A 14,708-nucleotide genomic window follows, 5' to 3' on the forward strand; every position below is an offset into this window, starting at 1 on the left:
ATTAAACCTCACAGTACCTGAAAAAGCTATAACCTATTGCATAAGCATACAAATATGAAAGAAGCGTTATACCTTTTCTCCATCTGCTAAGAGCGTTAAATTGTTTTAACCTTGAAAATACGCTCTCAATAATCTGCCTTTGAGCTTTATCCTCTTTTGTCTCACATACGATAACATTCTCACATCCTCTATAGCCTTTGTCTCCTATTACTTCAAAAAGGCTTATAAGTCTTTTAAACCAAATACTAGTTTTTGCTCTTAACCTAAAAGATTTAACTTCATGATAACTTGCTGGATGAAACCAAATGTCATAAACTCTTCCCTTTGTATCACAAATTATCATAACAAGCACTCCATAGTATATCTCTTCAAATTTTACTCTTTTTTTGTAGTGTTGACTGTATAGATTTCTTTTTCTTCTTACCCAAAACTTCTTTCCATTAAATCTCTTTATTCTCTGGGTTTTTGCTCTGTTTACATTAGCTACTGGAAGTATTGTACCATCTACTATAAGCCTTGGTTTTTTATTAGATACCAAAACTTCTATAATTACAGACAGTATTCTCATTTGTAGATATATTCTAAGCAGTTCGTATATTCTTTTAATTCTTGATTTTCTGAATATGTGATAAGACTTTATAGAGTCATCAATAAATTGTCTTGCTATTTTCAAAACAGGCATTCCAGTTATGTATGATAAGATGAAAACTGCTGCTATTTCTTCATCGGTAATTTTTGGTTTTCTACCAGCATTAGATTTAGCTGTATTCTTATAAAAAGAAACTTTAAATGATTGAAAATTTTTGAGAAGTATGTTATAAAACTTTTCCAGTTGCATTTTTTGACCTCCCAAAAGTAGTTTGGGTATATTATAACCCGAGCTACTTTTGGCTTTTTATTAGAAATAAAATTGAAAAAATGAATTTCTCACTCAAGGTTTATTTTATTATTATACTCTTTTAATTTTGTTTGATTTTGATAGTTTTTTAGAGAAGAGCGTTGTTAACAGCTGCTTGACTTTTTAACCATTTTATATTACATTTATACGAATAAAAAAACACTTACGAGACTTTAAAAAATGAGTAATATATACACACTCTTTACCTGCAGTTTAACAAGTTAATCAAGTATTCATATTTAGATAAAACGGATAAGAAAGATGGGACGGACGGAAAAGTTATGGGAAAAAAAGAGATTCAAGACCTTTTTGAAAGGTTAAAAGACCTTCTTTTAGTTGAAAAAGATTTAATAGTAAAGGCTATAAATGACTCTCAAGCTGTAGATCAGTTAAATAAAGTTGTGGAAGAAAAAAGAGAAGTGTTGTTAAAACTTGCAAACTATAACCCTGAAGACTTTAAAGGGTTTGAAAACATGGTAAGAGAGATTCAAGACCTTTCAAAAAGTAATATGATCCTCTCCCAAGCAAATTTAAAGTTTATAGAATCTGTATTTGATAGTATTTTTGAGAATGCTTCTACTTACTCTACAGAAGGTCAGATAAAAAAACAATCTTCAAGTATTATCAATAAAAAAGCTTAAAGGGGGCTTTTATGAGAGCTGCATACTACGATAGATTAGAAGGCTACAAGGCTATAAAAATAGGAGATTTTCCTGCTCCTGAAATTAGTGAAGATGAGGTTTTAGTAAACATAAAGGCATTTTCGTTAAACCATCTTGATGTATGGGTTATGGAAGGAAAATATCCTGCAAACATACCTCTTCCTCACATATTTGCATCTGACGGAGCTGGAGTAGTTGCAAAAGTTGGAAAAAATGTAAAACATTTAAAAGAAGGAGATAGGGTTGTAGTGTTTTCTGGACTTTCCTGTGGTGTTTGTGAAAAATGTCTATCAGGGAAGGATAATGAATGTAATAGTTTTAGACCTCTTGGCGTACTGGAAGATGGAGTTTCAGCAGAGTACGTTAAAGTTCCAGCTGTAAATGTTTTCAAAATCCCTGAAAACTTGTCTTTTGAAAAAGCAAGCTGTATTCCTATCACTTATATAACATCTTGGCATTCTCTAATAACAAGGTCGGGAATAAAACAGGGGGATACAGTGTTAATTCACGGTGGTGGAAGCGGTGTCGGGACAGCTTTAATCCAGATAGCCAAACTTTACAACGCAACAGTTATAACAACTGTAGGAGATGACTGGAAAGTAGAAAAATGTAAAGAGATAGGAGCTGACTTTGTTATAAACTACAATAAAGAAGACTTTGTAGAAAAAGTTAAAGAGTATACAAAGGACCAGCTTTGTGATATTGTGGTAGACCATATAGGTGCAGCTACATTTTCAAAATCTCTCTCCTGCGGGAAAAGGGGAGGAAAAGTAGTTACCTTTGGCTCAACGACAGGAGCTGACACTCAAGTTAACTTAAGGTACATATTTGGTAAAAATCTTACAATTCACGGAGTTTATATGGGTACAAAAGGAGAGTTTGCAACTATGTTAAAACTATTTCCTGATAAACTCGATCCTGTCATAGATTCTATATTTGACTTAGAAGATGTCCAAAAAGCCTATGAAAAACTTTTAAGCAGGCAGTTTTTTGGGAAAATCGTGGTAAGAGTATGATAAAAATTGAAAATTTATACGTTGAGATAAACTCAAACACAGTACTTGAGGATATATCCCTTGAGATAAAAAAAGGTGAGATAGTTGCAATAGTTGGACCAAACGGAGGGGGTAAAACTACTCTCATAAAAGTTATTTTAGGGTTTATAAAACCATCAAAAGGAGTTGTACTTATAGAAGGTAAAACACCACAGGAGTATGTAAAATCAGGTAAAATAGGTTATCTGCCTCAAAGGTCTAACTACGATAGAGATTTTCCTGTCTCAGCCTTTGACGTTGTAATGTTTGGATTAGTAAACTCAAAATTAAGTAGAAAAGAGAAAGAAAAAAAGGTTTTAGAGTATCTAAGATATGTCGGAATGGAAGAGTTTAAAGACCATCCTTTTGGAAAGTTGTCTGGAGGACAGCAACAAAGGGTGATGATAGCAAGAGCCGTTATCTGTGAACCTGAGCTACTTATTTTAGATGAGCCAGCTACAGGAGTTGATGTAGTAGCACAGGAGAGTTTTTACGAATTTATAAAAAAGTTAAATAAAGAAAAAGGAATAACTGTAATAATGGTTACCCACGATATTGGAGCTGTAGGCTCTTTTACAACTAAGGTAGTTGGTTTAAACAGAAAACTTCACTACCTTGGAGAGTATGTAAATTTCTTGTCTAAAGAGTCTTTAGAGAAACTTTACGGCTCGGAAGTCAAACTCCTTATCCACTCCCCTGAATGTTTTACTTGTCAGTATTTTAACATTGAGGTTAAACATTGATAGATTTTTTATCTATTCCTTTTATAAGAAATGCAATAGTTGGTGGTATTTTAATTGCAGTTTTACTGTCTGTTTTGTCTTTGTTTGTGTTTGTGAAGAGATGGTCTTTTATAAACATAGGTATATCCCACGCAGCATTTGGCGGTCTTGCCATAGGATTTTTCTTAGGGATTAACCCTACGATAGTAGGAAGTATATTTGCAGTTTTAGTTGGAATTTTGATAGGTTACATAAGTAAAAAAGGTCAGATACATGAAGATATTTCCATAGGTATTTTACTTTCTTTCTCTATGGCTCTTGGTGTTGTGGTAATGTCTTTCTCTAACAATTACAACTCTGACCTTTTTGCATTTTTGTTTGGTAATATTTTAACTATATCCTCTCAGGATATTCTGATGATTTTTATATTTTCTACATTTTCTTTAATCTTTTTATTTTACAACTTAGAAAAGTTGATGTACTGCTGTTTTGATGAAGAACTTGCTTACATAGGTGGAGTAAAAACTGATTTTTTATACTACAGCGTTATAACAATAATAGCCATTGCAACGGTTTTATCTATTAAGTTAGTTGGGTCTATTCTCTCTTCTGCAATGATAATACTTCCTGCAGCTGTAGCTTCTCAACTATTTTGGAGGTACAAGAGTATAATAGCAGCTTCTATAGTGATAAGTGTGATAGTTGTTTTAGTTGGGATATTTTTATCCTTTGAGTATAACCTACCATCAGGCTCAACGATAGTAATCCTTTATTCTCTATTATTCTTTATAGTGTTGTTAGTAAAAAGAATTTTAAGATAAATTAAAGCCAGTAAGCTTTTATATGTCCTTTTATCCAGTCCCAGAGGATTTTTTTGGCCGTCCTATCGTAATCAACCTCTCCACCTGATACTTTGTAGTTTAACTTTTTCCCTATTGTTTCAAGGGCTTGTAGTGGGTCATCTGGAATTTTTACTTTGTAAGCATCCTCTAGAGCTTCTTTTTTGTTTTGGATTATTTTCTCAATAAGTTTTATGGCAACGTCTGCAGGGTAAGGTAGTTTATCAGGAATGTAAGAGCCTTTTAACGCCAAATCTTCCTGATACTCAAGGGTTATTATCCCCGGAGTGTCTATTAAGTATATGTTTTCATCTAACTTTATTAGCTTCTCTCCTACAGTCATTCCCGGTTTTGGAGATGTGGTTGCCACTTTTTTCTTTTTTAAGGCATTTATAATAGAAGATTTTCCTACATTAGGATAACCTAAAACTCCCACTTTTACTATCTGTTTTTCTTTAGCATACTCTTTTATCTTTTCTAAAAGCTGATTTACACCTATATTTTTATGAGCTGAAAACATAACAACTGGAAAATCTTTTTCTATTACACCTTTAGCCTGTTCTAAAAACTCTTTTGGAACTAAATCAGACTTGTTTAAAACAACTATTAAACTTTTGTTTCTTTCTTTTGCTAACGACTCTACAACAGAGTTTCTTGTAAGGAGAGGTATTCTTGCATCAACCACCTCTAAAACTACGTTAGACTCTTTTAAAACCTTCTTTGCTATACTTTTTTCCCTTAACCACTCTCTTGGTTTTTCCAACTTCCTATATCCTAAATTTCCTTTAAAGAATCTTTAACGCTCTTTTTCTCAAGGTATAAAAGTATTCTATCTAATACATTTTCAGACTTTTTTGCTGGCTTGTGTTTTCTAACTAAACCAGCTGCTAAAAAACCATACAAAGCCCTTTTTACATCTAACTCTGTCTCTTGATAAAGTTTCTCTATAAACTCTTTATTTTGAGCAGCAGAGTTTAACTTTTCACTTTCAAGAACCCTTTCAAAATGCAGTTTTACTATAATATCAGATACTTTGTTAACTCCGTTTATGAGATTTAGTATCTCCTTTTCCTTATCGTTTAAGTTTACACTTTTTAACTTCTCTTCAAAGTCTGGAGTTTTTTCATAAATTAAGTGAAGGTCTGTTATCTTTCTGTTGACTTCTTCTAAGGTTAAATTTCGAGATAGAAGGATTATTAGTTTAATAGATTCTATATAAGTGGGAATATCTTCAGTATACTTTATGAATCCAGAAGTTATTGAAAATCTACCTTCTTTTAATCCTAAAATTAAAGGCAGTAAAGTGGAAATGTTTTTAAACAGATCTTCTTTAGATGCTTTGTCTCTTTTTAAAACAGTGTTAAAGTCTAAATCAAGGTAAAGTAAAAAGTTTCTCTTGACTTTTCTTACATACACAGGGTTTCCTTTATGAAAATACACACCGTAAGTTCCTATATCTTTATTTTCGATAGTAAGTATACAGTCCTTTTCCTCGTAACTTATAACCTGCAGTATATCAACAAGGTTAAATGTTTTTAAATCTCCTGAACTTATCATAACTTTTTATATTACCTTAAACTTATTTATTAAATTATTATAACCCAAATCAGGTTTTAATTTTCTAAAAAGTGATATAATTTTTTTACACTTATTTTATGGATATAGAGGTGATTAGATAATGTTTGGATTTACAGAAGAGCAGATAAAAAGGTACAGTAGACATATAATACTTCCAGAAGTTGGTGGTGTTGGCCAGCAAAAACTGTTAAACGCAAAAGTTTTAGTAATAGGTGCCGGAGGTCTTGGGTCTCCTTCAATATACTACCTTGCAGCTGCAGGTGTTGGGACAATAGGGATAGTTGATTTTGATGTAGTAGATTTTTCAAACCTTCAAAGACAGATTTTACACAACACTTCAAGGGTAGGAGTGCCAAAGGTTGAATCTGCAAAAATGACAGTTGAAGCTCTTAACCCGGATGTAAAGGTGATAGCCTACAATCAAAAGATAACAAAAGAAAATGTTTTAGACATAGTTAAAGATTTTGATATAGTTTTAGATGGTTCAGATAACTTTCCTACAAGATTTTTAGTTAATGATGCTTGTTATATGCTTGGAAAGCCTCTGGTATCAGCTGCCATACTCAGATTTGAAGGACAGTTAACAGTATTTGATTACAGGAATAAAGAAACATCACCTTGTTATAGATGTCTCATTCCTGAGCCTCCACCACCGGGTCTTGTTCCTTCTTGTCAAGAGGCAGGCTTACTTGGCGTAGTTGGTGGTATAATGGGGACATTGCAGGCAAACGAAGCTCTAAAGCTAATATTAGAAATTGGAGAGCCTCTAATAGGAAAACTTTTAGTTTTTGACGCTTTAAAGACAGAGTTTAGAACGGTTAAATTTAGAAAAAATCCAAAATGTGAACTGTGTGGTGAAAACCCTACCATAACAGACCTTATAGAGTACGACCAAGCTTGTGAAGTAAGATTTTAGAGGTGTAAGATGCAGGTAGACAGAGAGTTAGATTTAAAAGGTGAGGTTTGTCCCTTTACATTTGTAAAAAGTAAATTAATAATTGAGCAAATGGAAAAAGGTCAGATTTTAAGAGTTATTCTTGATTACGAACCTTCTGTGGAAAACGTGCCAAAAAGTATGGAAATGGAAGGTCAAAAAGTTTTAGCTGTAAACAAGATAGGAGATAAACTCTGGGAAGTTTTAGTGAGAAAAGAGAGATGAAACTACTTATACTTATGGCAAGTAATCCTTACTCAGCTGATTTTAACACGATGGTTAAGTTTGCAAAGGCAGGGATAAAAAGAAACGATAAAGTATCCATATTTTTTATGGCTAACGGAACTTACTGTCTAAACCATGATAAGGTTAAAGAGTTAGCTGAAGAAGGTGTAAAACTTTACTACTGTGCCCATAACGCAGAAGAAAGGAAGATAAATCCACCTTCTTATGCAGAAAGTAGTAGTATGTATGGACTTTCTAAGTTGATAGTAGAAGCTGATAAAGTGATAAATCTATCTTAGGTGTGTTATGGCAAAGAAAAAAGTTGTATCTATTATAAAGTCTAACCCTTTTGGGTGGAAAACGTTTGAAGCTTTAAGACAAGCCGTTGGAATGGCATTAGACCATCAAGTAAGTGTTGTTTTTATGAGAGATGGTGTCTTTGCCCTTACAAACTGGAATCCTAACCTAATAGGTGTTCCTTCTTTTGATAAATCCATAGAAGCTCTGGGTATGCTAAACGCAAGAATTATTGTAAACAAAGAGTGTTTGGGGGATAGAGGAATTACAAAATTAAAGGATTTTGGTGTAGAGATTGAAATACTGTCTAAAAACGAAATATGCCAAATAATAAACGAAGCTGAGGTTGTAATTACATGGTAGATACAGTTTACCTTATAAAAAAACCTGCTGAGTTTCCTATCGCAGATTTAATCTCTGATAACGACGTTCTAATACTTATACAAGATGCCGTTTTAAGGCAACCATCTATATCTAACTGGTATGCCTGTAAAGAAGATGTTATTGCAAGAGGAATTAAAATACCAGACAACAAACTTTTAGACTATGAAGATATTTTAAACCTAATTGAAAAATCAAACAAAGTTGTTGTATGGTAAAAGTTGGTATATCCCTTGGAGACCCTTCTGGAATATCCCCTGAAATACTTGTAAAATCTTTAAATAAACTTCCTAAAAGTAATGCTTACATAATCTACGGTGGAAAAAAGGTTTTAGATAAAACAGCAAAAAATTTAGGTTTAAATGTTAACTTTACAGTAATTAAAAGTCCTGAAGAAGTAAAAAAACCCGGATACTATCTTATAAACATTTTTGATGAAGATTTCCAACCTGCAAGTCCATCAGTTTTGTCAGGAAAAGCATCTGTTATATTTTTAGAATCAGCTGTAGAAGATGTCTTAAATAAAAAAACAGATGCAATAGTAACCCTTCCCATCTCAAAACGATGGATTATGGAAGCTGGTTTTAAATATGCAGGACATACAGACTATCTGGCAGAAGTTTCACAAGCAAAAGAGTATGTTATGGTTTTAATGTGTAAAAAATTAAAGGTTGGACTGATTACAACCCATATACCCCTTAAAGATGTTCCAAAAAGTATAACAACACAAAAGATAATCTCAAAAGTCAAGCTAATAAATAAAGAGTTAAAGGAAAAATTTGCCATAGAAAAGCCAAAAATAGCGATAGTAGGTTTAAACCCTCACGCTTCAGATAACTCAAACATAGGAGATGAAGAAGAAAGAATAATAATACCTGCGGTAAATCAACTTCTTAATGAAGGAGTAGATATTACATATCCTTTATCAGCTGATACTGCATTTAACAGGTATAAAGAGTTTGACTTTTATGTAGCGATGTATCACGACCAAGGTTTAATACCTTTAAAGTTAATGTGTTTTAGAAAAGCTGTTAATATCACTTTTGGACTAAAATTTATCAGAACTTCCCCAGACCATGGAACAGGTTATGATATAGCAGGTAAAAATGTAGCTGACCCTTCTTCTTTTATAGAAGCTGTTAAATTAGCAGTTAAACTTGCTTATAACACTCAAAATAAAAATCGTCTCCAAAACGTTTAAAATCCTCAACTTTAAGCTTTATACTTTCGTTTATATCATTTACTCCAAGACTACCAAAAGAAGATATCCCGTCTTCTCCTACTATTTTTGGAGCTGTAAAAAGGGAGATTTTATCCCAAAAATCTTCTTTAATAAAAGATGTAATAACTTCCTTTCCACCTTCAACAAGTAAGTGAACTATTTGATTTTGATATAAAATCTCAAGAATATCTTTAATTTTAAATTTACCATTGTAAGTATCTAATGTATAAAGTTTTACATTAGACTGTTTTGACAGTATCTCCTTTTTATAAGGGTCAGCTTCCTTTGAGGTTATAACTATTGTGTCTGCTTCTTTACTATAAATGTTGTAATTTAGAGGGACTTTTAGTTTACTATCTAACAATACTCTAATAGGTTGTCTTTCTGTTTGAATATACCTAACTGTTAAAGATGGATTATCTAATTGTGCAGTGTTTGACCCGACTAAGACAGCTGTTGCTTGGTTTCTAAGTATGTGTGCGTACTTTCTTGACTCTTGAGATGTTATCCATTTGGAGCTTCCTGTTTTAGTTGCTATTTTACCATCTATCGTTTGAGCTACCTTTATGTGAACAAAAGGTCTTTTTTGAGTTATGTATATAAAAAAGTCTTCATTTATTTTTTGTGCTTGTTTTTCTAACACTCCTAATACTACTTCTACACCTTTTTGTTTGAGGATTTCAACACCTTTCCCTGCAACTAACGGATTTGGGTCTAATGTAGCAACTACTACTTTACTTATACCTTCTTCTAATATAGCTTCTGTGCAAGGAGGAGTTTTGCCGTAATGACAGCAAGGCTCTAAACTTACAAATATTGTAGAGCCTCTAAGGTCAAAGCCTTTGGATTTAGCGTCTTTTATAGCCTCTCTTTCAGCGTGGGGCATTCCTGCTTTGTAATGAAAACCTTTTCCTATAATCTTTCCATCTTTTACAATAACAGCTCCTACAGTAGGGTTTGGGTGTGTATAACCTTTCCTCTCTTTTGCTAAATCTAATGCTATGTTCATGTAGTATTCTAAATTTTCCATAAACAGAATTTTATCATAAAGATTTTATGTCTTTATAATGAATGTTATGTCCTCCGTCGTAAACTTGAGTTGGTCTAAAGAGTTTATTATTTCTAACATACTCTATACAGTGGGCTATCCAGCCTGGAACTCTTGCCATCGCGAATATAGTTGTAAAAAAGTCTGAAGGTATTCCCATTTGAGAGTATAAAACCCCAGAATAAAAGTCTATGTTTGTATAAATTTTTTTCTCTTCTAAGTATTCTAATGCTATTTTTTCAAAGATTTCAGCTTTTTTTAAAAGCGGCGTAGGTTTTTCTTTTTGAAGATTTTCTAAAAGATATTTCATTATTTTTGCTCTTGGGTCGTAGGTTTTGTAGATTCTATGTCCAAAGCCCATAATTTTATCTTTATTTTTTAACTTATTTTCTATATACTCTCTTATTATTTTCTCATCGTTTGGAAGAGAAGATAACATTTTATATACTTCTTCATTTGCTCCACCGTGTAATCTTCCAGATAAAGACCCAATTGCAGAAGAAACACAGGCATAAAGGTCTGCTAATGTTGAAACGACTACCATCGCTGTAAATGTTGATGCATTTATTGTATGCTCTGCATGTAAGATTAAAGTTTTATCTAACGTTTGCCAGTAAATTTTTTCTACAGATTTACCGTTTAGCATATAAAGAAAATTTTCAGTGTAATAAAAATTTTTATCTGGAAAAACTATTTCTTTTCCTTCTTTTAATCTTTTTGAAAAAGCTATAACAACAGGAACTAGCGCCATTATTCTTACAGTCTGTCTATACTTGTTTTCTTCTTTCATTATATCTGTATCTATGTCATCAAAAGCAAATACAGGAACTAAACTTTGTAATATTTTCATAGGATGTAAATTTTCTGGTAATGACTTCACTATATCTAAAATTCTTTCAAAGTATTTCAGATTTTCTTTAATATCTAACTCAAACTTTAACAACTCATTTTCATCAGGAATTTTTCCAAAGATAAGTAAATATGACAATTCTAAAAAGTTAGAGTTTTCTACTAACTCTTGTATTGGTATTCCTCTATATTCTAAAATACCATTTTCTCCATCTACGTAGCTTATGCTTGACTTTACAACTGGAATACCAGCCAATCCTTCATAAACTTGCATTTTTATCACCTTTAATTTTGATAATTGTCATTAAAAAAATTTAAACAAAACATTAAAATTTAGCAATAATAAACCTCAGGAGGTTTTTTAAATGTTTTACGTAATAAGTCTAATTTTATCTCTGTTTGCTATTTCTTTGGCAGATGAAAGACTCTACACTATATCACCAAAAGATGCCTTTAATCTTTTAAACAACAAAAACGTTGTGTTTGTTTACACAGAAGATAGTGAAACTTTCAAAAAAGAGCATATACCTTCATCAGTCAACCTTGATAGTCTTTTACTGCAAGACATTGCCCTAAAAAACAATGAAAAGCTAAAATGCAACTACTTACCACTTTGTCCAAAAACTGCAGAAAAAATCTTCTCAGAAAAAGGTTTAACACCTAATAATTTTTACATCATTTACTACGATGAACTACCTAACAAGGCATCTTATGTATGGTTTTTACTTTATTCGATGGGAGTTGATGATAAAAATCTAAGAATATTAGATGGAGGATTTAAAGCTTGGAAGAATGAAGGTCTACCTACAGAGTCAGGAGATGAAAAACCTAGAAAAAAAGCAACGTTTAAAGCAAAACCAAGATACGAAGTGGTAGCTACAAAAGAAGAAGTCTTAAAACATGTAGAAAACTATCAAAAAGGATTAGATGACAACACAATACTTATAGATACACGAACTTTTTTAGAGTTTACAGGAAGACAAGAGATGACAGACATAAAAAGGTCAGGACACATTCCAAGTGCAAAGTTTGTATACTGGCGATGGTTTGCAGATAAAGAAACAACCTATAAACCTTTTGAAAAGCTACAAGAAGATGTAAAGAAGCTGAACATAGACTTTAGCAAAAAAATCATACTTTACTGCACCATAGGAAACAGGTCTTCTTTTGTTTTTATTCCTTTAAAAGCACTAGGTGCAAAAAATCTAAAAATATACACAGGAAGTTGGTACGAATGGGGTAATGATGAATCTTTACCTTTAGAAAAAGAAAAATTCAGAGAACGCTAAAAAATTTTTAAAAACTTACGATAATAAGAATTGAAAAAACTTTTAGGAGGTAAATAGTCATGGCAATGAGAATCAACTACAACTACTCATCAGACTTTACACTTGTAAACCTAAACAGAACAGAGTCTGCTTTAAACAAATCCCTTGAAAGACTTTCAACAGGATTTAGAATCAACAGAGCAGCAGATGATGCGGCAGGATACTTTATTGCAGACCAATTAAGAACTTATGCACTATCTTTGGAACAGGGAACAAGAAACGCTAACGACGGTATAAGTATATCACAGATAGCTCAAGGTGCGTTAAAAGAAGTGTACGACATACTAAACGATATTAAAAAGAAGGCAATTCAAGCAGCAAACTCATCTGATGATACTTCTAGAAACCAAATCCAACAAGACATTAACAAGTTAGTAGATGCTATCTCCAAAATATTTAAAGACACGGAGTTTAACGGGTTAAAATTATTTAAGTCTGATGAGTCTGCAACATTTACAATCCATTATGGTGGAAGAAAAGATCAATACTTAGAAATGACAACAGCTACTGTAGGAGCTCAATCAGAAGCAGTTACAGGAGTTGGTGGTAGTACATTTAATAAAGCATCTCTGGTTACAATAGATACTACTGGATATTGTATAGACGTAACTTCTGTAAGTGCAGCAAACGCAACTGTATCAACAGTCGATGCTTTAATCAAAGCTGTAGACGATATGGCTGCTAAGTTTGGTTCATATCAAATAGAGCTTGAGAAAATAATATCAAACAATGAAACATCAAGAGTAAATACACAAGAAGCAGAAAGCAGAATTAGAAACGTAGATATGGCTAACGAAATGGCTAACTTCACAAAACTACAAATCTTAATGCAGTCTGGTACTGCAATGCTCGCTCAAGCTAACGCTAAAAACCAACTTGTTCTACAGCTTTTAAGGTAATATAATTATATAGGGGGGATAAAATCCCCCTTCTTTAAAAACCTAAGACAGGTGAGTAGCCATGAATATAAATCCTTTAGAAAGATTACCAATACAGCCTCAAGATATTCAAATAAACATGCAGCAAATTGAAAAATCTCCTACTCTTCAAGATGATGCTTCACAAACAAAAACAGCAGTAGTAATTGATGACAATAAAAATTTAGAAAATTTAATGAAAGAGCAGTTAAGAAATCCGGAAGAACTAAAAAAATTAATAGAAGAGCTCCAAAATAAAATAAGTTATTTAAACAAATCTTTAAAAATAGAAATTGATAGAGATATAAACGAGCCTATTATCAAAATAGTAGAAGTAGAAACTAACAAGGTAATCAGACAAATACCACCAGATTATATGATAAACATAATCAAAAACATAAATAAAATGTTAGGAAGTCTATTTAATGAAAAAGTTTAACTAAAATAGGTGGTGATAATTATGGCAGGTGAATTAACCGTAACAGGATTGGTAAATAACTTTGATATTAATTCTGTTTTACAACAGATACAAGCTATAAAAAGTCAGCAGATTTTACTCCTTCAACAAAAGCAGCAAACTGTATCAGATAAAAAATCTGCTCTATCTGATATACAAAACATACTAAAAAACATCCAAAACACAGTTAACAATATTACAGACCCAACAATTGCTTACGCTAAATCTGTAAACCTATCTAATCCAAATGTAGCTACAGTATCTATTACCGACCCAACCCAAGTCCAAACTGGAGTATACTCTCTAACTGTTAACCAACTTGCACAAAACGACGTTTACGCAACAAGTAATGCTGTTTCCGATAAAAACGCACCTTTAGGATTATCTTCTGGAACATTAAAGATTACTATAAAAGGTTTGGATTACAATGTAGTTTATGATAATACCTACTCTCTACAATCATTGGCTGACCAGATAAACAATGTAGCAAACACCTATAATGGTGATTTTAGAGCTTTTGTTGTTAATGTAGGAACTGTTTCAAACCCTCAGTATAAGTTAGTAATATCCGGAACAAAGACTGGACAAGAAAACACTTTAACGATTTCAGATACAGGTAATCTAATTTCAACACTTGGATTAGATCACATAAAAACAGCTCAAGATGCACAGATAAGTTATGAAGGATTGACTATTAATAGCTCAACGAATACCTTTACAAATATTCCGGGCTTATCTCTAACAGTAAACCAGACTGGTAATACCACAATAACTGTAAACAAAGACTCAAAGCCAATCACAGACACTTTAAACAGCATAATAAATGGCTATAATAACCTTGTTAACACTTTAAACAAAGAAACAGGTAAAGATGGAAGATTGAGTGGTGAATACTCTTTGAATATAATTAAGAGTGGATTGTATAGACAGTTAGAACCACTTTTAACCAACGGACTTATAAATTATGATAGAACTAACGAAAATATATCCTTAGATACTTCAAAACTTAGAGATATGATAGAAAACAATCCAAATGATCTACAAAACATCCTAACCCAAGTAAAAACAAATGTTTATGACTACTTAAAGACTTACACCCAACCTTCAGGTATTATTGACTCAAGTTTAAAATCTTACGATAAACAAATAAACTCTATCCAGAATATGATAGATCAGATAAGTAAAAGAATCCAAACAGAGATTCAAATACTTAGAAACCAGTTTATATACATGCAGTCCCTACAAGCTCAGTACAACGATATAAGCGCTAGAATACAAGCAACCTTTGGTTTACAAACAAATAAATAGGAGAAGATA

The 14,708-nt window shown here is 32.3% G+C and carries 19 protein-coding genes; 14 read left to right on the forward strand and 5 right to left on the reverse strand.

Annotated features, from left to right (window positions below):
* Window position 1: 1 nt before the first annotated feature.
* Window positions 2–838 (reverse strand): hypothetical protein, encoded by an 837-nt coding sequence (locus tag SULAZ_RS05340; RefSeq protein ID WP_012673773.1) that lies wholly within the window; start codon window positions 836–838, stop codon window positions 2–4.
* A 341-nt stretch (window positions 839–1,179) separates the two neighbouring features.
* On the opposite strand from SULAZ_RS05340, the gene SULAZ_RS05345 reads away from it, so the two are divergent.
* From SULAZ_RS05345 to SULAZ_RS05360, 4 genes are read left to right on the forward strand one after another with little or no spacing between them, the layout of a single operon-like run.
* Window positions 1,180–1,539, forward strand: a complete 360-nt coding sequence (locus SULAZ_RS05345) for a hypothetical protein (protein WP_012673930.1) — start codon at window positions 1,180–1,182, stop codon at window positions 1,537–1,539.
* 11 nt (window positions 1,540–1,550) lie between these two features.
* Entirely contained in the window at window positions 1,551–2,576 is a 1,026-nt protein-coding gene (locus SULAZ_RS05350; protein WP_012674884.1) for a zinc-binding dehydrogenase, read from the forward strand.
* The gene (locus SULAZ_RS05355; protein ID WP_012674226.1) at window positions 2,573–3,337 is read left to right on the forward strand and encodes a metal ABC transporter ATP-binding protein; all 765 of its coding nucleotides are present in this window, start codon (window positions 2,573–2,575) and stop codon (window positions 3,335–3,337) included. Before SULAZ_RS05350 ends, SULAZ_RS05355 begins: the two co-directional genes overlap by 4 nt.
* Complete coding sequence (locus SULAZ_RS05360) at window positions 3,334–4,137, forward strand: metal ABC transporter permease (RefSeq protein ID WP_012675117.1); 804 nt, start codon at window positions 3,334–3,336, stop codon at window positions 4,135–4,137. The genes SULAZ_RS05355 and SULAZ_RS05360 overlap by 4 nt, the downstream gene beginning before the upstream one ends.
* Window position 4,138: 1 nt before the next feature.
* Here the strand turns inward: SULAZ_RS05360 and SULAZ_RS05365 are convergent, their stop codons facing one another.
* Together SULAZ_RS05365 and SULAZ_RS05370 are read right to left on the reverse strand one after the other, a co-directional pair.
* Complete coding sequence (locus SULAZ_RS05365; protein WP_012674167.1) at window positions 4,139–4,918, reverse strand: GTPase; 780 nt, start codon at window positions 4,916–4,918, stop codon at window positions 4,139–4,141.
* Window positions 4,919–4,929: 11 nt separating this feature from the next.
* Window positions 4,930–5,712: a DUF4388 domain-containing protein gene (locus tag SULAZ_RS05370; protein WP_012674299.1), complete on the reverse strand. Its 783-nt coding sequence runs from the start codon at window positions 5,710–5,712 to the stop codon at window positions 4,930–4,932.
* A gap of 121 nt (window positions 5,713–5,833) precedes the next feature.
* Between SULAZ_RS05370 and moeB the strand changes: the two genes are divergently transcribed.
* The 6 genes from moeB to pdxA are packed head-to-tail and all read left to right on the forward strand — an operon-like array spanning window position 5,834 to window position 8,771.
* Complete coding sequence (gene moeB / locus SULAZ_RS05375) at window positions 5,834–6,649, forward strand: molybdopterin-synthase adenylyltransferase MoeB (protein ID WP_012673790.1); 816 nt, start codon at window positions 5,834–5,836, stop codon at window positions 6,647–6,649.
* Between the two features lie 9 nt (window positions 6,650–6,658).
* Complete coding sequence (locus SULAZ_RS05380) at window positions 6,659–6,892, forward strand: sulfurtransferase TusA family protein (RefSeq protein ID WP_012674592.1); 234 nt, start codon at window positions 6,659–6,661, stop codon at window positions 6,890–6,892.
* Entirely contained in the window at window positions 6,889–7,191 is a 303-nt protein-coding gene (locus SULAZ_RS05385; RefSeq protein ID WP_012673839.1) for a DsrE family protein, read from the forward strand. The genes SULAZ_RS05380 and SULAZ_RS05385 overlap by 4 nt, the downstream gene beginning before the upstream one ends.
* A 7-nt stretch (window positions 7,192–7,198) precedes the next feature.
* Complete coding sequence (locus SULAZ_RS05390) at window positions 7,199–7,552, forward strand: DsrE family protein (protein ID WP_012673941.1); 354 nt, start codon at window positions 7,199–7,201, stop codon at window positions 7,550–7,552.
* Window positions 7,546–7,788 carry a DsrH/TusB family sulfur metabolism protein gene (locus tag SULAZ_RS05395; RefSeq protein WP_012674908.1) on the forward strand — a complete coding sequence of 81 codons (243 nt, stop codon included), beginning with the start codon at window positions 7,546–7,548 and terminating at the stop codon, window positions 7,786–7,788. The genes SULAZ_RS05390 and SULAZ_RS05395 overlap by 7 nt, the downstream gene beginning before the upstream one ends.
* Window positions 7,782–8,771 carry a 4-hydroxythreonine-4-phosphate dehydrogenase PdxA gene (gene pdxA, locus SULAZ_RS05400; protein ID WP_012674765.1) on the forward strand — a complete coding sequence of 330 codons (990 nt, stop codon included), beginning with the start codon at window positions 7,782–7,784 and terminating at the stop codon, window positions 8,769–8,771. Before SULAZ_RS05395 ends, pdxA begins: the two co-directional genes overlap by 7 nt.
* Here the strand turns inward: pdxA and ribD are convergent.
* Entirely contained in the window at window positions 8,722–9,822 is a 1,101-nt protein-coding gene (gene ribD / locus SULAZ_RS05405) for a bifunctional diaminohydroxyphosphoribosylaminopyrimidine deaminase/5-amino-6-(5-phosphoribosylamino)uracil reductase RibD (RefSeq protein ID WP_012675102.1), read from the reverse strand. The genes pdxA and ribD overlap by 50 nt on opposite strands.
* Window positions 9,823–9,835: 13 nt before the next feature.
* On the reverse strand, window positions 9,836–10,963 hold the full coding sequence (locus SULAZ_RS05410; protein ID WP_012674633.1) for a citrate/2-methylcitrate synthase: 1,128 nt from the start codon (window positions 10,961–10,963) through the stop codon (window positions 9,836–9,838).
* A gap of 91 nt (window positions 10,964–11,054) precedes the next feature.
* Between SULAZ_RS05410 and SULAZ_RS05415 the strand changes: the two genes are divergently transcribed.
* From SULAZ_RS05415 to fliD, 4 genes are all read left to right on the forward strand, one after another.
* A complete protein-coding gene (locus SULAZ_RS05415; protein WP_012673666.1) occupies window positions 11,055–11,978 on the forward strand; it encodes a sulfurtransferase in 924 nt (307 codons plus the stop codon).
* A gap of 59 nt (window positions 11,979–12,037) precedes the next feature.
* Window positions 12,038–12,916, forward strand: a complete 879-nt coding sequence (locus SULAZ_RS05420) for a flagellin N-terminal helical domain-containing protein (RefSeq protein ID WP_012674449.1) — start codon at window positions 12,038–12,040, stop codon at window positions 12,914–12,916.
* Between the two features lie 61 nt (window positions 12,917–12,977).
* Window positions 12,978–13,373: a flagellar protein FlaG gene (locus tag SULAZ_RS05425; RefSeq protein ID WP_012674411.1), complete on the forward strand. Its 396-nt coding sequence runs from the start codon at window positions 12,978–12,980 to the stop codon at window positions 13,371–13,373.
* Window positions 13,374–13,394: 21 nt separating this feature from the next.
* Window positions 13,395–14,699: a flagellar filament capping protein FliD gene (fliD, locus tag SULAZ_RS05430; protein WP_012674252.1), complete on the forward strand. Its 1,305-nt coding sequence runs from the start codon at window positions 13,395–13,397 to the stop codon at window positions 14,697–14,699.
* Window positions 14,700–14,708: the final 9 nt, after the last annotated feature.

Source organism: Sulfurihydrogenibium azorense Az-Fu1 (genome assembly GCF_000021545.1).
Classification (GTDB): Bacteria; Aquificota; Aquificia; order Aquificales; family Hydrogenothermaceae; genus Sulfurihydrogenibium; species Sulfurihydrogenibium azorense.